Here is a 19,772-nt window from a genome sequence, read left to right on the forward strand (position 1 = left end):
CAGTAATCTGACTACACGTCAGTTATTGAGTTCCAGTTCCATCACGGTTCATCGAGCAGGAGCGGGCGGAACGATGCTTGGATCTACTCACGGCACCCTCACCACCGACTTCCGCGCACGTGTCGAGGCCTGCGGGGAGTCCCCCAGGACGGCCGTCCACTCGTCGGCGGCCCCCTCCGCCGACGACGCGGTCGCCGTGGACGTCAGCGGCCGGCCGCTGCACGCCGACGTGCCCGACCTGGACCGGTTCTTCCGGCCCGAGTCCGTGGCCGTCATCGGCGCCTCCGACGCCGAGGGCAGACCGAACACCGGCATCACCCGCCAGCTCATCGCCTGGGCGGAACGCGTCGGCGCCCGGATCCACCCCGTGCACCCCACCCGCCCCACCGTCTTCGGACTGACCTGCCACGCCTCCGTGGCCGACCTGCCCGAACAGGTGGACCTCGCCGTCCTCCTCGTCGCCGACCCGCTCCCCGTCATCGAGGAACTGGCCGAGACCAAGGTGAAGTTCGCCGTCGCCTTCGCCTCCGGCTTCGCCGAGACCGGCGACGCGGGCGCCGCCGCCCAGGCCCGGCTCGGCGCCGCCGTCCGGCGCTCGGGCCTGCGCCTGCTCGGCCCCAACACCAACCTCAACGCCTTCGAGCAGTTCCGCGACGACCTCGACGGCCCGGCCATCGCCCTCATCACCCAGTCCGGTCACCAGGGCCGGCCCGTCTACACCCTCCAGGAACTCGGCATCCGGCTCTCCCACTGGGCCCCCACGGGCAACGAAGCGGACCTCGAAACAGCCGACTTCATCTCCTACTTCGCCGAGCAGCCCGAGGTCGGAGCCATCGCCTGCTACGTCGAAGGCCTCAAGGACGGCCGGTCCTTCCTCCTGGCCGCCGACCGCGCCGCGCGCAACGGCGTCCCCGTCGTCGCCGTCAAGGTCGGCCGCACCGAGACCGGCGCCCGCATGGCCGCCTCCCACACCGGGAAGCTGACCGGCGCCGACACCGTCGTGGACGCCGCCATGCGCCAGTTCGGCGTGATCCGCGTCGACGGCCTGGACGAGCTCCAGGACACCGCCGCCCTGCTCGCCCGGGCCCGCAAGCCGCAGGCCGACGGGGTCGTCGTCTACTCCATCTCCGGCGGCACCGGAGCCCACTTCTCCGACCTGGCGACGGAGGCGGGCCTGACCCTGCCCACCCTCTCCGCGGCCAAGCAGCAGGAACTCCACCAGTGGATCCCGGAGTACCTGAACGTCGCCAACCCCGTCGACAACGGCGGCCACCCGGTCGGCGACTGGCGCGGCCGCAAGATCATCGACGCGATCCTCGCCGACCCGTCCGTCGGTGTCCTGATCTGCCCGATCACCGGCCCCTTCCCGCCCATGAGCGACAGGCTCGCCCAGGACCTGGTCGACGCGGCCGAGGCCTCGGACAAGCTCGTCTGCGTGATCTGGGGCTCCCCCGTCGGCACCGAGGACGCCTACCGCACCACCCTCCTCGGCTCCTCCCGCGTGGCCACCTTCCGCACCTTCGGCAACTGCATCACCGCCGTCCGCGCGTACCTCGGCCACCACCGCTTCACCTCCGGCTACCGCTCCCCCTTCGAGGACGCACCGCGCACGCCCTCGCCCTCGTACCGCAAGGCGCAGGCCCTCATGCGGCCCGGCCAGCAGCTCAGCGAGCACGCGGCGAAACAGCTGCTGCGGGCCTACGGGATACGGGTCCCCCGCGAACAGCTCGTGACGAGCGCGGCGGCGGCCGTCCGCGCGGCCGGCCTGGTCGGCTACCCGGTGGTGATGAAGGCCTCGGGCCCGCAGCTGGGCCACAAGACGGAGCTGGGCCTGGTGAAGATCGGCCTGACCTCGGCGAGCCAGATCCGCGACGCGTACCGGGAGCTGACCGACATCGCCCGCTACGAGAACGTGCCGCTCGACGGGATCCTGGTCTGCCAGATGGTGGAGCGGGGCGTGGAAATGGTCGTCGGCGTCACCCAGGACGACCTCTTCGGCCCGACGGTGACGGTGGGCCTCGGCGGGGTCCTGGTCGAGGTCCTGCACGACGCGGCGGTCCGCGTGCCGCCGTTCGGCGAGGACCAGGCCCGCGCGATGCTCACGGAACTGCGCGGGCACGCACTGCTGGAAGGCGTACGGGGCGCGCCCCCGGCCGACGTGGACGCGCTGGTGGAGGTCGTCCTGCGGATCCAGCGGATGGCGCTGGAACTCGGCGACGAGCTCTCCGAGCTGGACATCAACCCCCTGATGGTCCTCCCCCGTGGCCAGGGGGCGGTGGCCCTGGACGCCCTCGCCATCTGCCGCTGACCCGCCGCCTCCCGGGGCTCCGCCCCGCGCAATCCAGCCCCACGGTCACGTGCAGACTGACGCCGCCCACACCAGCCCCGCCGGCGTTTGAGGCGCGGGGGCTCGGGGGCGGAGCCCCCTGGGGGTCCCCCCGGACGGAGTCTGGGGGAGGCGCCGCACCCGGACGCACCGCCCACCCCGAACGGAGTTCACCATGACCGGCATCACGGAGGACGAAGTCCTCCACCGCACCGAGAGCAACGTCTCCTGGATCACCCTCAACCGCCCCGAGGCGATGAACGCCGTCACCTGGGACCAGCGCGAACGCGTCATCCACCTGCTCGCCGAAGCCTCCGCCGACCCGGCGGTGCGGGCCGTCGTCCTCACCGCCACCGGCAAGGGCTTCTGCGCGGGCGCGGACCTCCGCGGGGGCGCCGCCGCGGGCGAGCGCGTCGCCGGGGACGTGGCCCGCATGATCCGCCTCGGCGCGCAGCGCCTGATCACCGCGGTGCTGGACTGCGAGAAGCCCGTACTCGCCGCCGTCAACGGCACGGCCGCCGGCATCGGCGCCCACCTCGCCCTCGCCTGCGATCTCGTCATCGCCGCCGAACCGGCCCGTTTCGTCGAGGTGTTCGTCCGCCGCGGCCTGGTCCCCGACGGCGGCGGCGCGTACCTGCTGCCCCGGCTCGTCGGCCCGCAGAAGGCCAAGGAGCTGATGTTCTTCGGCGACGCCCTCCCGGCGGCCGACGCCGAGCGCCTCGGCCTGGTCAACAAGGTGGTGCCGGCGGAGGAGCTGGAGGCGACCGCCCGCGCGTGGGCCGAGCGGCTCGCGCAGGGCCCCACCCGCGCCCTCGCCCTGACGAAACAGCTGGTCAACGCCTCCCTGGACGGTGACCGGGCGACGGCCCTGGCCGCCGAGGCCACCGCCCAGGAGATCAACATGACCACGGCCGACGCGAACGAGGGCGTGGCGAGCTTCGTGGAGCGCCGCACGCCCAAGTACCTGGGCCGGTGAGCCAGTGCTGTGGCCGGGAAGGTGTGCCGGTCACAGCACTAGGTCCGCGGGTTCGGCTTGAGCAGCGCGAACACCGCGCCGAAGGGGTCGGCCAGCCACGCGAGCCGCCCGACGTCCGGGACGTCCGCCGCCGACATGAGCACGGACCCGCCGTTCTTCTGGGCCTTCGCGATGGTGTCGTCGACGTCCGCCACGTGGAAGTACGGCACCCAGCGCGCCTTCTGCTCCCCGCCGCCCGCGCCCTCGCCGAGCGGCGCGACCCCGCCGAAGGAGGCGTCCTGCTGGTCCCCGTCGGCGGTGCTGAGGACGCGGTACGTCATCCCGGGGACCTCCATCTCGGCGTACCGCCAGCCGAACAGTCCGGCGTAGAAGCCGATGTCCGCGACCGGGTCCGGCACGTGGAGCTCCGCCCACACCAGCGCGTTCTCCTCGGAGGCCACCTCGAACCCGGCGGTGTGCCCGGGCTGCCAGCAGGCGAACTCGGCGCCCTGCGGGTCGGTGAAGTGCGCGAGCCGGCCCTCCCCCATGACGTCCCCGGGTTCCATCCGGACCGTGCCGCCGCCGTCGCGGACGGCCGCGGTGGTGGCGTCGATGTCGGGGGTCATGAAGTGGTGCATCCAGGCGGACGTCGCCCCTTCCTCGGTGAGCGGTCCGAGCGCGGCGACGGTCTTCCCGTTCACCTGGAAGAAGCCGTAGCCGCCCGCCTCGGGCCCGGCGGAGGCGAAGTCCCAGCCGAAGACGGCGCCGTAGAAGGCGGCGGCCGCGGTCGTGTCGGGGCTGCCGAGGTCGAGCCAGTTGGGTGAGCCGGTGCGGAAGTCGGTGCCGAGCATGGGGGTCCTCCCGGGAGTACGGCGGCGGTACGGGGTCGCTGCCACGATGCCGAGCCTCCGCCCCCGGCCCGCTGCACGGACTCACGGAGGCGGGGGGTTTCACCCGTGTGGGGGAACAAGGGGGGAAGCCGCCTCGCGGCGGCCTCCGGCTTCAGCCGCCGACCCGCTCCAGCGCCGGCAGGAACTGGTCGTAGAAGCCCACCTTGAGCCGCAGGGAGCGCCGCTCCGCGTCCTTGAAGCAGTCGGCCGTCGCCCCGCCGTCACCGATCAACTGCCGCAGCCGGTTGCCCAGCCGGTCGGAGTGGCTGGTGGCCCGCCTGTCCACGGTCTCCAGCGAGTTCTTCTTGGCGTCGTGGTAGTGGTGCGGGTAGTAGAAGTGCGAGTGGTTCTCGCCATCGCGCACCAGCAGGGGCTCCATGCGCTCCCACAGCCGCCCGTACTCGACGGAAACCAGGATCTCGCCCCAGAAGCGCAGGACCGTCAGCAGCCTGAGGTCGGCGTGGTCCTTGTCGCCCTCCTCGGCGATCAGGGCGAAGGTGTCCTCGATGGTCTGCTTCGTCGCCGCCGTCGGCCTCGAACGGACCAGGGCCGTCCGGGAGATCCCGAGCCGGTGCATGTCGTCGGTCATGTCCTCGCGGTGCGACGTGGTGTTCCCGCGGTCGTCCGGGTACTCCTCGCGCAGGATCATCCGGGCGATCCGCAGGCCCGCCTCGTCCTGCAGGAGGTCGATGGCCAGGTCGTAGGCCGGGGTGAAGGCGAGCGACAGGAAGCGCCGCTGGAGCAGGACCTCGGCGAACGCCTCCTCCGGGAGCCGCCCGATGTTCTCGAGCACCGGATGCCGCCTGTACTGCTCGATCAGTTCGTCCTCGAACCTGTCCAGTTCCCACACGGTCGTAGCCCTTCTCCGGATCACTGGATGACGTCGACGGATCTCATCGGGTCGCGCAGATCCACTTCGCTCCCGATCTCCCACAGGATGTTGAGCTCTTTCTGCACCTGCAGAGCCATCAGCGAGTCGCCCCCGTCTATCTCGATCTGGGTGGACTCGATGGCGAGCTGCCCGTGCAGGAAGGAGCTGACCAGGTAGTGCTCGTCGGCCTTGTACACGGAGATCGACGGCAGGGAGTTGTAGACCCGCACCTTGAGCCTGCTCCGGAGCTCCGCCGGAAGGCGGCCGTGGATCCCGTGCAGGATGTGGAGGCTCGCGTTCACCGAGACCGTGCGCCGCGTGCTGCGCAGCGCCTGGTCGCGCAGGTACACCACGTCGGACTTCGGGTGCACCAGCAGGATGCGCACCTCTACGTTGCGCTCGGTGACGGCCTTCTCCAGCTCTTCCTCCAGGCCTTCGAGGTTGGGTATCCAGGTCTGCAGGATGGCCACCTCGCGGCGGGCACGGCCCACGAGCCGTTTGAACTCCTCGGTGGGGAACACCGGGTGCACCCGCGTCACGCCCAGGTAGTGCTGGCGCCTGAGCTCGCCGGTGAGTCCGTCGAGCGTGAGGCCCGAGATCTGCGTGCTGATGCTGTCGAGCACCTTCAGGCGGTCGAACTCCATCAGGAGGAAGAGGGTGACCGTGCTCAGGATGAGCAGCGTGATCTTCGGGAGCGTGCCCCCGGGGGCCATCCTGTCGAGCCATCCGAGGACGTCGGCGAGCAGGACCAGGATGCCCGCGGTCGCCATCGCACCCAGTGAGATCCGTTCGGCCCGGTAGCGAAATCCGTTGCCCATGACCACCCCAGCCCCCGACGTCGTTGTCGTTGGCCAAGACCATACACACGGCCCTCCTCACCCCACCCGGCGCCCCATGTCGCCTTGCTCACAAGGGAGTTCAGGCCACTGGCCGGTTCACGGCGATCCGATGGAGCCCGGCGCGAAGGCCCGAGGTCAGGGCGATCCCCGCCAACGCGCCCGCGCCCGCCTCTTCCTATCTGACGCACCGTCAGCTTCAATCGTCGTGTGATGGGACACGCAGGGATGGCGGCCACCGTCGTCCGATACCTCAGGTCAGTCGGCTCCCCCACCTCCGCCGCCGCGGAACGGGAACCCGAGCCCGTCGACGCCCTGCCGCGCCCGGATCTGCGCGCCGTCGGCGAGGACGAGCGCGCGCCGGTCAGCCCCGCCGAGTTCCGGGCCGTGCTCGGGAACTTCGCCAGCGGGGTCACCGTCATCACCGCGCCGCCCGGCGAGGACGAGGTCGGCCCGGCCGGCTTCGCCTGCCAGTCCTTCGCCTCGCTGTCCCTCGACCCGCCCCTGGTCACCTTCATGGTGGCCCGTACGTCGACCACCTGGCCGCGGATCGCCCGCGCCGGGGTGTTCTGCGTGAACATCCTCGGAGCCGAGCAGGGCGAGCTGTGCCGGTCCTTCGCGGTCAGCGGCGCCGACAAGTTCGCCGGGGTGGGCCACACCCCCGCACCCGTCACCGGATCACCGCAGCTCGACGCCGTGCCCGCCTGGATCGACTGCCGGATCCAGGCCGTGCACACCGGCGGGGACCACCTCATCGTCGTGGGCCGGGTCGTCGCCATGGGCGCGGCCGGCGAGGGCGAGCCGCTCCTCTTCCACAAGGGCCGCTTCGGCCGCTTCAGCGACTGACCGCCCGCGACGACGCCCGGCACCCCGGGGACCCGCCCGGCACCTGATCACGCGAGGGGGCGGCCGGGGGATCCCCCGGCCGCCCCCTCGCGGGCACCCACGGTCAGAAGGTGAGCACCCCGCGCGCCACCCGCCCGTGGTGGGCGTCGTCCACCGCCTTGGCGAAGTCCTCCACCGGGTAGACCTCCGTCACCAGCTCGTCCAGCAGCAGCCTGCCCTGCCGGTAGAGCTCGGCGTACAGCGCGATGTCGCGCTGCGGGCGAGAGGACCCGTACCGGCAACCCATGATCGTCTTGTCCAGGTACATGGAGGAGACGAGGAAGGACGCCTCCTCCGTGAATCCGGGCACGCCCAGCAGGATCGCCTGACCGTGCCGGTCCAGGAGGTCCACGGCCTGCCGGATCAGCCTGACGTCGCCCACGCACTCGAAGGCGTGGTCGGCGCCGGTCGGCAGGATCTCGCGGACCGCCGCCGAGGAGTCGGCCACGGCGGACGCGTCGATGAAGTGCGTGGCCCCGAACCGCCGGGCCACCGCCTCCTTCGCCGGGTTCGCGTCCACCGCGACGATCGTCGTGGCCCCCGCTATCCGGGCCCCCTGGAGCACGTTCAGCCCGATGCCGCCGGTGCCGATGACGACCACCGACTCGCCGCGGTCGACGCGGGCCCGGTTCAGCACCGCGCCCACCCCCGTGAGGACCCCGCACCCGATGAGCGCCGCGGAGGTCAGCGGGATGTCGGCGGGGATCTTCACCGCCTGGACGGCCCTGACGATCGTGCGCTCCGCGAAGGCGGAGTTGGAGGCGAACTGGAACAGCGGCTTCCCACCCCGCGAGAACGGCTGCCCGGGCATCCCGATCGCCTTGCGGCACATCGTCGGCCGGCCCCGGTCGCAGTCCGCGCACGCCCCGCAGTTGGCCAGGGTGGACAGCGACACGTGATCGCCGGGCACCACGTGGGTGACCCCCGCGCCCACGGCCTCCACGATGCCCGCGCCCTCGTGCCCGAGCACCACGGGCGGCGGGAACGGGATCGTCCCGTCGATGACCGACAGGTCGCTGTGGCACAGCCCGGCCGCGCCGATGGCGACGAGCACCTCCCCCGGCCCCGGGTCCCGGATCTCCAGGTCGTCGACCACCCGGGCCTGCTTGCCGTCGAACACGACGCCTCTCACCTGGACTCCTTAGGCAGGCCGAGCACGCGCTCGGCGATCATGTTCCGCTGGATCTCGTCCGAGCCGCCGTAGATGGTGTCGGCGCGGGTGAACAGGAACAGGCGCTGTTCCTCGTCGAGTCCGAGTTCGTACGGGAGCCCGGGCGCCCAGGCCGCCGGACCGGCCGTGGCCGCCGCACCGCGGACCTCCACCGCCAGCTCCCCGAGCCGCCGGTGCCAGCCGCCCCACAGCAGCTTGGCCACGCTGGGCGCGCCCGCGTCGTCGGTCGCGCCGAGCGTGCGCAGGGCGTTCCACCGCATGGTGCGCAGCTCGGCCCACTGCCGCACGAGCCGGTCCCGCAGGACGGGATCCGCGGCGCCGGAGGCCCCCGCACCCGCGCCCGCGCCCTGAGCGGACCGCGCCGCGTACGCCGCCAGCACCCGCTCCAGTTCCGCCGCGAAGCCGATCTGCTGCACCAGCGTCGAGACCCCGCGTTCCAGGGCGAGCAGACCCATGGCCACGGTCCAGCCGTCGCCCTCCCCGCCGACGACCTCCGCCGCCACCGCCCCGTCGAAGAAGACCTCGTTGAACTCCGAGGTCCCCGACATCTGCCGGATCGGCCGTACCTCGACCCGCCCCGGCTGGTCCATCCGTACGAGCAGGAACGACAGCCCCCGGTGGCGCCGCGATCCGGGCTCGGTGCGGGCCAGGACGAAGCACCAGTCGGCGTCCCGGGCCAGGGAGGTCCAGATCTTCTGCCCGGTGACCCGGAACGGCCCGCCCGAGCCGCTGTCCGGGTCCCGTACCGCGGCCGTACGGATCCCCGCGAGGTCGGAGCCGGCCCCCGGCTCGCTGTATCCCTGGCACCACAGCTCCTCGCCCCGGGCGATGCCGGGCAGGAAGCGGTCCTGCTGCTCCCGGCTGCCGTAGGCGATCAGCGTGGGCGCGAGCAGGTTCTCCCCGATGTGGCCGACCCGGCCGGGCGCGCGCAGCGCCGCGTACTCCTCGGCCCACACCACCTGGCCGGTCAGCGAGAGCCGCCGCTGCCCGTACGCCCCGGCCGGGACCTGCCAGCCCTGACCGATCCAGCCGCCGCGGCCCAGCTCGCGCTCCCATCCGCGCCGGGCCTCGACCCCCTCGTGTTCGCTGCCCGGCCCGCCGAGGCCGAGGACGTGCGCGTACGGACCCACGAGGTGCTCCGTCAGCCACGCCCGGGCGTGCCCGCGCAGCTCCTCGTCCTCGGCCCCGAAGCTGAAGTCCATCCCGCCCACGCCCCCTACGCGTTGGGGCGGTCCTTGGCGGCCGCCGCCTTGGCCATGGCCTCCAGCTGCGCCAGCATCGGCATCGGGTCGGTGCCCACCGTCCCGGGCAGGAAGTCGGCGATCTTCTCCGGGGTCCAGGAGCCCTCGGCGTACCCGGCGCGCAGTTCGCGCGGCTGCGCCCAGACGGCGATCTTCGGGCCGGCGATCGTGTAGACCTGCCCGGTGATGTCCTCGGCCTTGGCGCGGTCGCTGAGCAGGTAGGTGACCAGCGCGGCCACGTCCTCGGGCTCGCCGATCTCCTTGAGCTCCATGGGGACGCCCGCCGACATGCGGGTACGGGCGACGGGGGCGACGGCGTTGGCCGTCACCCCGTACTTGGCGAGACCCAGTGCCGCGGACCGGACGAGGGAGATGATCCCGCCCTTGGCCGCGCTGTAGTTGGCCTGGGCGACCGAGCCCTGGTGGTTGCCGCTGGTGAAGCCGATGAGGGTGCCCGAGCCCTGCCTGCGCATGACGGCGGAGGCGGCACGGAAGACGGTGAAGGTGCCCTTGAGGTGGGTGGCGACCACCGGGTCCCACTCCTCCTCGGACATGTTGAACAGCATCCGTTCGCGCAGGATGCCGGCGACGCACACGACGCCGTCGATGCGGCCGAACTCGGTGAGCGCGGTGTCGACGATGCGCTGGCCGCCCGCCATGGTGGAGATGTCGTCGGCGACGGCGACGGCCTGGCCGCCGGCGGCCAGGATCTCCTTCACCACGCCGTCGGCGACCTCGCTGGTCGGCTCGCCGCCCCCGATCCCGACGCCGTAGTCGTTGACGACGACCTTGGCGCCCTCGGCGGCCGCGGCGAGTGCCACGGCCCGCCCGATGCCCCGGCCGGCGCCGGTGACGGCGACGACCTTGCCTGCCAAGAAGTTCCCCACGTCCGGCCCCTTCCCGCGATTTCTGACGGACCGTTAGATTCTATGGGTAGTCAGATGCACCTGCACAAGACCTCGTTGCCGTCGTTGCCGTCGCTTCCGCCGTTGCCGCCGTTGCCGTATCCACGCAAGGAGCTGTCGACACCCATGACCCTGCCCGCCGCCTTCCACGACATCGCCAAGCGCGTCAACAACTGGGGACGCTGGGGCGCCGACGACGAGATCGGCACCCTGAACCTGATCACGGACGAGGTCGTCCGGGCCGCCGCGGCGGAGATCCGCAGCGGCCGCCGCATCCCCCTCGCCCTCCCCCTCAAGGAGGACGGGGTGCAGGTCGGCATGATCCCCGGCCGGATCAACCCGCTGCACACGATGGTGCAGATCAACCAGGAGATCTTCGGCCCGGGCACGGTGGCGTGCAGCGACGACGCCGTGAGCATGGGCCTCCAGGCGGGCACGCACTGGGACGCCCTCACCCACGTCTCACACTCGGGGAAGATCTACAACGGCCGCCCGGCCGGCACCATCACCGCGCACGGCCGCGCCGAGTACAGCGGCATCGACAAGGCCGGCCCCATCGTCTCGCGGGGGGTCCTCCTGGACGTGGCCCGGGCGAAGGGCCTCGACCGGCTGGAGGGGGGCCACGCGGTGACCCCGGAAGACCTGGCGGAGGCCGAGGAGTTCGGTGGGGTCACGGTCCGCCCGGGCGACGTCGTCCTGGTCCGCACCGGCCAGATCCAGGTCTACCTGGCGGGCGACAAGCACGGCTACGGCTTCCCGTCCCCCGGCCTCTCGGTCCGCACCCCGGAGTGGTTCCACGCCCGGGACGTGGCCGCCGTCGCGAACGACACCCTCACCTTCGAGATCTTCCCGCCGGAGATCGAGGACCTGTGGCTGCCGGTGCACGCCCTCGACCTGGTGGAGATGGGCATGCACCAGGGCCAGAACTGGAACCTCGAGAAGTTGTCCACAGCCTGTGCAGAAGAAGGCCGGTACTCCTTCCTCCTGTCCGCCATGCCGGAGCCCTTCGTCGGCGGCACGGGCACCCCGGTGGCCCCGGTGGCCGTCCTCTGAACCCGGCGGGGCGGGTGGCGCCGGACCGGACGACCCCGGCCGCGCGCGGGCCGTGCGCAGTGGAACCATGAGGTGGACATGACGCGTCCCCGTACGCGCGCCACCCCCCGTCCCCCTTCCCCGCAGGAGAAGTCCGCATGGCCAACCCGTACCAGGTAACGCCGCCGCCCGCCCCCGGGCGCCGCTCGGGCGGCAACGTCGTCGCCGTCATCGTCCTCGCCGTGATCATCGTCGGCGGCTACTTCGCCCTGCAGACGCTCCGCAAGGACGACGGCAAGCCGTCGGCGTCCACCTCGGCCTCCCCCTCCGCCAAGCCCACGGCCAAGGACCCCGGTTCCCCCGAGTCCTCCTCCGACACCTCCAGCGCGTGGAAGGTCGGCGACTGCGGCGGCCCCGACCCGGCCAAGGCCCCCGACGGGTACAAGCGGACGGGGTGCTCCGACTCCGGGGCCACCTTCAAGGCGATCGACATCAAGGAGGCCAGCATCCTCCCGGGCGCGATCCAGTGCCCGCCCGGCACGGACCTGATGATCGACGTGAGCATCTCCTACGGCAGCTCCAAGTCGAGCGGCATCCCCACCAACACCGTCTGCGGCCGCAACCTGTCGAACGACCACCCCGGCGACGCGGGCGCCGGCGGCGGCCAGCTGGTGAAGGGCGACTGCGTGACCAACCAGGCCAAGGAGGTCGCCTGCGGCGGCTCGGGCGCCCAGAAGGTCCTCGGCCTCGTCAAGACGAAGTCCGAGTGCCCCTCCGGCACCACGGACCCCATCGAACTGACCATCGCCATCGGCCGCCCGTACGACGTCATCTGCACCGACGGCTAGCGGCAGTCCGCATGCTGTCCCGGCCCGCCGCCCGGGGCAGCAGGCGGTCGTGGCCGCCGACCGGGCTGTGACCCACGCCCGCCTCAGCCGGTCTCCTTGACGCAGGTCCGGTCCTTCGCCGGCAGCCTGCCGGTGGCCAGGTACCTGTTGACCTGGTCGTCCACGCAGGCGTTGGCGTAACTCCCGTAGAGGGCATGTCGGTTCGCCCCCTCCAGAGTGAGCAGCCTGGAACTCGGCAGCTGCCGGCGCAGCTCGACGCTGCCCTTGTACGTGGTGCGCGGATCGCCGGTGGCGGCCACGATCAGCACGGAGGCGTCCCGCCGTACCCGGGTGGGCTCCTCGCGCGGCCCGTCCCAGAAGGCGCACGGATTGATGTTGCGGGTCAGCGGGCCGAACAGGGGGTGCGCGGCGCGGCTGCGCTCGATGTCCCGCCAGTACTGCTCGGGATCGCGCCCGGCGGCCACGTCCCCGCAGATGATCGCGGACTGCGCTCCCGTGGGCTCGCCCTCCCCGCGCAGCGCGTACCGGAGCTCCGCGGCGAACCCCGCGGGCAGCGTGGTGGGCGCCCCACCCGCGGCCTCGACCAGTACGGACAGCAGCTCGCCGAAGGACGCCCGCGCGGGCTCGGTGTCGTCCGCGATGCCCGAGAACAGCAGGAGCGGCACCTGACTGTCGTCGATCCGGAAGGCATCGGCGCCCGAACCGATGGTCAGCGGGCCGCGCGCGGCCGCCGCGACGACGCGGTCGACGGCGGCGAGCACCTCGGCGCGGGTGCGGCCGAGGCCGTAGGTGCCGTGGCGCTCCGCCGCCCAGGCCGCCCAGTCGGACAGCGCCTCCTCGTTCTCGCGTTCCGTGCCCTCCAGCAGTCGGGGGCGGTAGTCGCCGGGGTTGATCGCCCCGTCGAGCACCATGCGGTCGTGGCGGCCGGGGAACATCTGGGTGTAGACCGTGCCCAGGTAGGTGCCGTAGGAGTAGCCCAGGTAGGAGATCTTCCGCTCGCCGAGCGCGCCGCGGATGACATCCATGTCGCGGGCGGTGTTGCGGGTGCTGATGTGCGGGAGCACGGAGGCAGCGGTGGCCCGGCACTTGTCGGCCAGGCCCTTCTGCAGGGCGACCTGCCGGTCGAAGCCCGCCCGGTCGGCGCCGGCCGACAGCCAGGTCATGCCGAGGGGCCAGCCGCAGTCCAGCGGGGTGCTGCGCCCGACGAAGCGCGGGTCGAAGCCGACGACGTCGTAGCGGGCCCCGACCTCCTTCATCGCCGCGCGGGCCGTCGGCGGGTAGGCCCGGGCGGGGCCCCCGGGGCCGCCGGTGTTCAGCAGGATCGCGCCGATCCGGTGACGGGTGTCGGTGGCCTTGAGCCGGGATATCGCCACGTTGATCGTGCGGCCCCGGGGTTCGGCGTAGTCCAGCGGCACGGTCACGTCCGCGCACTGCACACCCGCCTTGTCCAGCTCGGGGCCCGTGGTGTCGTCGGGGCCCGTGACGCAGCTGCCCCAGGCCGGCCGCTGCTGGTAGTACCTCTCGAGCCCCTCGCCGGAACGGTTCGCGGCGGACGCGGACGGGGGCGCGGCCCCGACGGACGCGCCCCCGGCGGCGACGGCCGTGGTGGGGATGGCTGCGAGGCAGGCGGCGAGGACGAGGCCCACGGAAGACGCGCGACGAGCGGCGGTGCCGAGGGTTCGGGCGGCGGCGGGCGGCACATCGGCCGCTTCGTGTGATCGCATGCCCCGAGGCTAGGAACCGGCCCCGACACGGCACATCGGGCACGGGCACGAGGTCGCGGGTCCCGCCCTCCCCCGGCGCCCGGGCCCCGCGGCCCGGTCCGGCCTCCTCCTCCAGGAGGAGGCCCGGCATGTTCTGCGGGTGGCGGCGGCGCGCATGCACGCCCCGAGCGCGGCACGGCGGCCGCCACCCCGCGACCCGCACTCGTCAAGGCGTGTCCTTGGCGTCCCCTCGCGTCGAATCGCTCCACACCAGGGTGATCAAGATGTGACGGAACGTCAACACCTCGTTAGAGGTACAAGCGTGGTTCCCGTGTCGGGGGGTGAACTTCCGACGGGCCGTCGGAGGCGCAGTCCGACGCCGCCTTCTCCGCGCGGTCGATCTCGCACCAGATACGTTTGCCCGCGCCCTCGGGCTGCCAGCCCCAGCGGTCCGCCAGGCCGTCCACCAGCTCCAGGCCGCGCCCGCCGGTGTCGTCCCCGGCCGCCTTCCGGCGGGCCGGCGCCCGGTCGCTCGCGTCGGCCACCTCGACCCGCACCCCGGGCCCCCCGAACAGCATGCGCAGCACCGCCGGACAGCCCGTGTGCACGACCGCGTTGGTGACCAGCTCGGAGATCAACAGGATCAGCGTCTCGGCGAGCGGCTCGTCATCCCCTATGCCCGACCCGGCCAACCGGGACCGGGCCCATCGGCGGGCCCGCCCGACCTCGGCTGGGTCCGCTCCTACCTCCAGCTGAACCTGAAGCACCTGCACCGCTCACACCATCCGAACCGGCGGACACTTCGCCTCGCGACAGGATGGGATCACCCACCGTGATCCCCTTGCGGAGCAGCATGGTTGACGTACAGTCACCACAACAAGCGCTTCGGGCATATTCCCGCGCGAAGGAGTGGGCGTGGTGCATACTGTGCGACGCTCGCGCCGCTCAACCGCTCGCATCTGTGGGAGCGTACCGGAGCAGGCCCCCGACTCCGGTCCGTAACGGCGGGGGCGAAGGACACAAACCGATATCAACTCTCTGTAATCGGACATGCGTCCCGCGTCGTCCTTCCCGTGCCCCGCGCCGCCCGCGCACGGACCGCGTACGGCCAGTGCTGTGACCGGCAAGGTTCGCCCATCAGGACCTAGAGCGCCGTGTCCAGCAGCTCCGCCGCCAGCAGCTCCTCCGCCTCCCCCGCCGTGCACCACTGCTCGGCCCGCACCCACGCCCGCTTCAGGTGCAGGTGCACGTCCGCCTCCCACGTGAAGCCCATCCCGCCGTGCACCTGCAGGCAGTCCCGGGCACCGCGCACCGCCGCCTCGTCCGCCAGCAGCTTGGCCGCCGCGACCTCCCCCGGATCGCCCGTCACCGCCGCCGCGTAAACCGCCGTACGGGCCACCTCGGCCCGCACCAGCATCCGCGCGCACAGGTGCTTGACCGCCTGGAACGCCCCGATCGGCTGCCCGAACTGCTCGCGCTCGCCCGCGTACCGGACCGCCAGCTCCACCGTCCGCAGCGCGCTGCCGACCTGCAGCGCCGCCGTCAGCAGCGCGCCCGCGGAGCGGTACTCCGACACGTCCCCCGGCGGCGACTCCACCCGGTGCAGCGGCGTCAGGGGATCCACCGAGCGCACCGGCGAACCCGCCGGCACCCCCTGCGCCCCCGGCTCCCCCAGCACCGCGTCCGCCTCGCCCAGGTGCGCGACCAGGCCGCCCGCCAGGTCGAAGGCGGTCACCACCGCCGCCCCCGCCGCCGCCCCCGGAACCACCCCGGCGGCCAGGTGCGTGGCCACCAGCGGCCCCGGCAGCAGCGCCCGCCCGGCCTCCTCGAAGACGAGCACCGCCTCCGGGAGGCCGAGCCCGACGCCGCCGGCCGACTCCGGCAGCCGCAGCGCGAAGAAGCCCGCCTCGCCCAGCTCCCGCCACAGCCCGCGGTCCACGGCGACGCCCGTGTCCACCGAGGCGCGCAGCGCCTCGCGCCCGTAGCGCCCCGCCAGCAGCTCCCGTACGCCCGCCCGCAGGTCCCGCTGCTCCTCGGTCGGCTGGAAGTGCATGCCCCTCACCGGCCCTTCGGGAGGCCGAGGATCCGCTCGGCGACGATGTTCCGCTGGATCTGCGAGGTGCCCGCCGCGATCGTGTACGAGAGCGAGGAGAGCCGCTCCAGGGTCCACTCCTCCTCCAGCGACAGGGAGGCGGCGCCCAGCACCTGCGCCGCCACGTCGTACAGCTCCTGCCGCGCGTGCGAGTAGGCGAGCTTGAAGACCGAGCCGCCGATGCCGGGGACCCCGCCGGAGCCCTCCGACTCGCTGACGTTCCACTGGGTGAGCCGCCACAACGCGCCGAACTCCCCGTACAGCCGCCCCAGCCTGCGCCGCAGCACCGGATCGTCCCAGCGGCCGTTCGCCTTCGCCGTGCGGGCCAGCTCGCCCAGGGTGCGCCGACAGGCGACGACCTCGCCGACGAAGGCGGTGCCCCGCTCGAAGGACAGCGTCACCATGGTGACGCGCCAGCCGTCGTTCTCGGCCCCGACCCGGTTCGCGACCGGGATCCGCACCTCGTCGAGGAACATCTCCGCGAACTCGGTCGACCCGGCGAGCGTGCGCAGCGGCCGTACGGTGACCCCCGGCGCGTCCATCGGCATGGCCAGCCAGGAGATCCCCCGGTGCTTGGGGGCCTCGGGATCGGTCCGCACCAGCAGCTCGCACCAGTCGGCGACCTCCGCGTGCGAGGTCCAGATCTTCGACCCGGTGACCACGTAGTCGTCGCCGTCGCGGACCGCCCGCGTGCGCAGGGAGGCGAGGTCCGAGCCCGCGTCCGGCTCGCTGAACCCCTGGCACCACACCTCGTCGCCGCGCAGTACGGGCGGCAGCCAGCGCGCCCGCTGCTCCGCCGTGCCCTCGGCGGCGATCGTCGGGCCGGCGTGCAGCAGCCCGACGAAGTTCGCGCCGACGTACGGGGCCCCGGCGCGCTCCGTCTCCTCCAGGAAGATCAGGTGCTGGGTCGGGGTGGCCCCGCGGCCGCCGGCGTCCACCGGCCAGTGCAGGCCCGCGTACCCGGCCTCGTACAGCCGGCGCTGCCAGCCGAGGTCGTACGCCCGCCGTCCGGGCCAGTCGTCCGGGGACGGCTTGGCGGGCAGCTCGGGCAGCACCTTGCCGAGCCACGCGCGCAGCCGGGCCCGGAAGTCCTCTTCCTCCTCCGTGCAGGTCAGATCCATCAGACGAGGTCCAGGCCGAGCATGCGGATGGCGTTGCCGCGCATCAGCTTGTGGATCGTCGCCTCGTCGAGCCCCTGCACGTGGTCGAGGGCGACCTCCTTGGTGTGCGGGAAGGTCGAGTCCACGTGCGGGTAGTCGGTCTCGAAGGTGGCGTTGTCCCGTCCGACGACGTCGATCGAGGCGATCCCGTGCTTGTCGCGGAAGAAGCAGCAGAAGATCTGCCGGTAGTAGTAGGTGGACGGCGGCTCGGGGATCAGGTCGCGGACCCCGCCCCAGGCCCGGTGCTCCTCCCAGACGTCGTCGGCGCGCTCCAGGGCGTACGGGATCCAGCCCATCTGGCCCTCGCTGTAGGCGAGCTTGAGCGTCGGGAACCTCACCAGGACGCCGCTGAAGAGGAAGTCCATCATCGAGGCCATGGCGTTGTTGAAGCTGAGCGAGGCCTGGACGGCGGGCGGCGCGTCGGGGGACGCGGCGGGCATCTGGGAGCTGGACCCGATGTGCATGTTGACCACCGTGCCGGTCTCCTGGCAGACGGCGAAGAAGGGGTCCCAGTAGCCGGAGTGGATCGACGGCAGGCCCAGGTGGGTGGGGATCTCGGAGAAGGTCACGGCGCGCACCCCGCGGGCGGCGTTGCGCCGGATCTCCGCGACCGCCAGGTCGATGTCCCAGAGCGGGATGATGCACAGCGGGATCAGCCGGCCGCCGCTGTCACCGCACCACTCCTCGACCATCCAGTCGTTGTAGGCGCGCACGCAGGCGAGGGCGACCTCCTTGTCGTGGGCCTCGGCGAAGGTCTGCCCGCAGAAGCGCGGGAAGGTGGGGAAGCACAGCGAGGCCTCGACGTGGTTGAGGTCCATGTCGGCGAGGCGCGCCTTCGGGTCCCAGCAGCCGCGGCGCATCTCCTCGCGGGTGATCCCCTCCAGGGTCATGTCGTCGCGGTCGAAGCCGACGGCGGCGATGTTGCGCTTGTACGGGAACTTCAGGTCCTCGTAGATCCACCAGTCGGTCGGTGGGCCGTCGGGGTCCATGGTGATCACGTACTTGCCGCCCGTGTACGCCAGCTCGCCGATGCCGGCCGTGAGCGGCTTGGGTCCCCGGTCGCGGTACTTGGCGGGCAACCAGACGTCGAAGAGGTGTGCGGGTTCGATCACGTGGTCGTCGACGCTGATGATCCGAGGCAGTTCCAGTCCCATGGCCGTCTCCCCAATCCGATGCCGATCCGATCCCAATCTGATGGATCGTCAGAAACAAGCTAGCCCCGCCACCCCTGGACCGACAAGCGCCGGAGCCCTACGCTCTCCGCTTGATCTGACTATCCGTCAGCTATGGAGGTCTGGGATGACGGACACCGCGACCGCGACAGAACTGAGCCGCTCCCGCACCCTGTGGGAACTGATCACCCGCCGGGCCGCACTGACCCCGGACGCCACCGTCCTGATCGAGGCGGCCGATGACCCGGCGCAGGACCGCCGGCTGACCTTCGGGGAACTGCGCGACCGCTCCGAACGCGTCGCCGCCGGCCTCCACGGCATGGGCGTCCGCCCCGGCACGGTCGTCGCCTGGCAGCTCCCCACCCGCATCGAGACCGTCCTGCTCTCCGTCGCCCTCGCCCGGATCGGCGCCGTCCAGAGCCCCGTCATCCCCTTCTACCGCGACCGCGAGGTCGGCTTCGCACTCCGCGAGTCCAAGGCCGAGTTCTTCGCCGTCCCCGGGGTCTGGCGCGGCTTCGACCACCCCGCGATGGCCCGGCGGCTCGGCGCCCGCGGCGTCTTCGAGGCCTACGCGGACCTCCCGGGGGGCGACCCCTCCGCACTCCCCGCACCGCCCGCCTCCGGCACGGACGTCCGGTGGATCTACTGGACCTCCGGCACCACCTCCGACCCCAAGGGCGTCCTGCACACCGACCGCTCCCTCATCGCGGGCGGCTCCTGCCTCGCGCACGCCCTGCGCCCGGAACCGTACGACGTCGGCTCGATGGCCTTCCCGTACGCCCACATAGGCGGCCCGGACTACCTGGTGATGCTGCTCCTGTACGGCTTCCCCGCGGTCCTCTTCGAGAAGTTCGCGATGCCCGACGCGCTGGACGGCTACCGACGCCACGGGGTCACCGTGGCCGGGGGATCGACCGCCTTCTACTCGATGTTCCTGACCGAGCAGCGCAAGGACCCCTCGTCGAAGCTCATCCCCACCCTCCGCCTGCTCGCCGGCGGCGGCGCCCCGAAGCCGCCGGAGATCTACCACGCCGTCGTCCGCGAGATGGGCTGCCAGCTGACCCACGGCTACGGCATGACCGAGGTCCCGATGATCACCATGGGCGCCCCGGACGACACCCCCGACCACCTGGCGACCACCGAGGGCCGCCCCCCGGCGGGCATGTCCATCCGCATCACCGCCCCCGACGGCACCCCGCTCCCCCCGAACACGGACGGCGAGGTCCGGCTCCGGGGCGAGGCCGTCTGCCAGGGCTACCTGAACCGCGACCAGTCGACGGAGGTCTTCGACCCCGACGGCTACCTGATCACGGGCGACCTCGGCCACCTCACCCACGAGGGCTACCTGGTCCTCACCGGCCGCAGCAAGGACGTCATCATCCGCAAGGGCGAGAACATCTCCGCGAAGGAGATCGAGGACCTGCTCCACCGCCTCCCGGCCGTCGCGGACGTGGCGGTCATCGGCCTCCCGGACCCGGCCCGCGGCGAACGCGTCTGCGCGGTGATCGAACAGCGCCCGGGCGCGGCTCCCCTGACGCTGCCCCAGCTGACGGCGTACCTCCGCACGGAAGGCCTGGCCACCCACAAGCTCCCGGAACAGCTGGAGCTCCTGGACTCCCTCCCCCGCAACGAGGCCCTGCGCAAGATCCTCAAGTACAAACTCCGCGAACGCTACGCCTGAACCC

General features: G+C 72.4%; 17 protein-coding genes. 6 read left to right on the forward strand and 11 right to left on the reverse strand.

What is annotated here, in order from left to right; translation table 11 throughout:
* Positions 1-73: 73 nt before the first annotated feature.
* Together ACZ6JT_RS24860 and ACZ6JT_RS24865 are read left to right on the forward strand one after the other, a co-directional pair.
* Entirely contained in the window at positions 74-2,308 is a 2,235-nt protein-coding gene (locus ACZ6JT_RS24860; RefSeq protein WP_469212963.1) for an acetate--CoA ligase family protein, read from the forward strand.
* Between the two features lie 193 nt (positions 2,309-2,501).
* On the forward strand, positions 2,502-3,302 hold the full coding sequence (locus tag ACZ6JT_RS24865) for an enoyl-CoA hydratase/isomerase family protein (RefSeq protein WP_469212965.1): 801 nt from the start codon (positions 2,502-2,504) through the stop codon (positions 3,300-3,302).
* 38 nt (positions 3,303-3,340) lie between these two features.
* Here ACZ6JT_RS24865 and ACZ6JT_RS24870 read toward each other — a convergent pair whose 3' ends face one another.
* From ACZ6JT_RS24870 to ACZ6JT_RS24880, 3 genes are all read right to left on the reverse strand, one after another.
* The gene (locus tag ACZ6JT_RS24870) at positions 3,341-4,132 is read right to left on the reverse strand and encodes a VOC family protein (RefSeq protein WP_469213283.1); all 792 of its coding nucleotides are present in this window, start codon (positions 4,130-4,132) and stop codon (positions 3,341-3,343) included.
* A 151-nt stretch (positions 4,133-4,283) separates the two neighbouring features.
* Complete coding sequence (locus ACZ6JT_RS24875; RefSeq protein ID WP_469212966.1) at positions 4,284-5,021, reverse strand: hypothetical protein; 738 nt, start codon at positions 5,019-5,021, stop codon at positions 4,284-4,286.
* Positions 5,022-5,041: 20 nt separating this feature from the next.
* Positions 5,042-5,860, reverse strand: coding sequence for a hypothetical protein (locus tag ACZ6JT_RS24880; RefSeq protein WP_469212968.1), 819 nt, complete (start codon positions 5,858-5,860; stop codon positions 5,042-5,044).
* A gap of 246 nt (positions 5,861-6,106) precedes the next feature.
* Here ACZ6JT_RS24880 and ACZ6JT_RS24885 point away from each other — a divergent pair, with 246 nt between their 5' ends.
* Complete coding sequence (locus tag ACZ6JT_RS24885; RefSeq protein ID WP_469213284.1) at positions 6,107-6,724, forward strand: flavin reductase family protein; 618 nt, start codon at positions 6,107-6,109, stop codon at positions 6,722-6,724.
* 103 nt (positions 6,725-6,827) lie between these two features.
* On the opposite strand, the gene ACZ6JT_RS24890 is transcribed toward ACZ6JT_RS24885, so the two are convergent.
* Genes ACZ6JT_RS24890 through ACZ6JT_RS24900 form a run of 3 tightly spaced genes read right to left on the reverse strand, consistent with a single transcriptional unit; the run spans position 6,828 to position 10,062 of the window.
* Entirely contained in the window at positions 6,828-7,895 is a 1,068-nt protein-coding gene (locus ACZ6JT_RS24890; RefSeq protein WP_469212970.1) for a Zn-dependent alcohol dehydrogenase, read from the reverse strand.
* Positions 7,892-9,136 (reverse strand): acyl-CoA dehydrogenase family protein, encoded by a 1,245-nt coding sequence (locus ACZ6JT_RS24895; protein WP_469212972.1) that lies wholly within the window; start codon positions 9,134-9,136, stop codon positions 7,892-7,894. The genes ACZ6JT_RS24890 and ACZ6JT_RS24895 overlap by 4 nt, the downstream gene beginning before the upstream one ends.
* 14 nt (positions 9,137-9,150) lie before the next feature.
* Positions 9,151-10,062, reverse strand: coding sequence for an SDR family oxidoreductase (locus tag ACZ6JT_RS24900; protein WP_469212974.1), 912 nt, complete (start codon positions 10,060-10,062; stop codon positions 9,151-9,153).
* Between the two features lie 144 nt (positions 10,063-10,206).
* Here ACZ6JT_RS24900 and ACZ6JT_RS24905 point away from each other — a divergent pair, with 144 nt between their 5' ends.
* Both ACZ6JT_RS24905 and ACZ6JT_RS24910 read left to right on the forward strand, forming a co-directional pair.
* Positions 10,207-11,133 carry a cyclase family protein gene (locus tag ACZ6JT_RS24905; RefSeq protein WP_469212975.1) on the forward strand — a complete coding sequence of 309 codons (927 nt, stop codon included), beginning with the start codon at positions 10,207-10,209 and terminating at the stop codon, positions 11,131-11,133.
* A gap of 137 nt (positions 11,134-11,270) precedes the next feature.
* Positions 11,271-11,960 carry a hypothetical protein gene (locus ACZ6JT_RS24910; protein ID WP_469212976.1) on the forward strand — a complete coding sequence of 230 codons (690 nt, stop codon included), beginning with the start codon at positions 11,271-11,273 and terminating at the stop codon, positions 11,958-11,960.
* An 83-nt stretch (positions 11,961-12,043) separates the two neighbouring features.
* Here the strand turns inward: ACZ6JT_RS24910 and ACZ6JT_RS24915 are convergent, their stop codons facing one another.
* The 5 genes from ACZ6JT_RS24915 to ACZ6JT_RS24935 all read right to left on the reverse strand — a co-directional run bounded on the left by ACZ6JT_RS24915 (position 12,044) and on the right by ACZ6JT_RS24935 (position 18,069).
* Positions 12,044-13,684, reverse strand: a complete 1,641-nt coding sequence (locus ACZ6JT_RS24915; RefSeq protein ID WP_469212978.1) for an alpha/beta hydrolase — start codon at positions 13,682-13,684, stop codon at positions 12,044-12,046.
* A gap of 287 nt (positions 13,685-13,971) precedes the next feature.
* Positions 13,972-14,436 carry an ATP-binding protein gene (locus ACZ6JT_RS24920; RefSeq protein ID WP_469212979.1) on the reverse strand — a complete coding sequence of 155 codons (465 nt, stop codon included), beginning with the start codon at positions 14,434-14,436 and terminating at the stop codon, positions 13,972-13,974.
* Positions 14,437-14,807: 371 nt separating this feature from the next.
* Positions 14,808-15,716, reverse strand: a complete 909-nt coding sequence (locus ACZ6JT_RS24925) for an acyl-CoA dehydrogenase family protein (RefSeq protein ID WP_469212981.1) — start codon at positions 15,714-15,716, stop codon at positions 14,808-14,810.
* 5 nt (positions 15,717-15,721) lie between these two features.
* Positions 15,722-16,876, reverse strand: a complete 1,155-nt coding sequence (locus tag ACZ6JT_RS24930; protein WP_469212983.1) for an acyl-CoA dehydrogenase family protein — start codon at positions 16,874-16,876, stop codon at positions 15,722-15,724.
* Positions 16,876-18,069, reverse strand: a complete 1,194-nt coding sequence (locus ACZ6JT_RS24935; protein ID WP_469212984.1) for an amidohydrolase family protein — start codon at positions 18,067-18,069, stop codon at positions 16,876-16,878. Before ACZ6JT_RS24935 ends, ACZ6JT_RS24930 begins: the two co-directional genes overlap by 1 nt.
* 145 nt (positions 18,070-18,214) lie before the next feature.
* On the opposite strand from ACZ6JT_RS24935, the gene ACZ6JT_RS24940 reads away from it, so the two are divergent.
* A complete protein-coding gene (locus ACZ6JT_RS24940) occupies positions 18,215-19,768 on the forward strand; it encodes an AMP-binding protein (protein ID WP_469212985.1) in 1,554 nt (517 codons plus the stop codon).
* The last annotated feature ends 4 nt before the right edge of the window (positions 19,769-19,772 follow it).

The organism is Streptomyces sp. NPDC046308, from assembly GCF_055588065.1.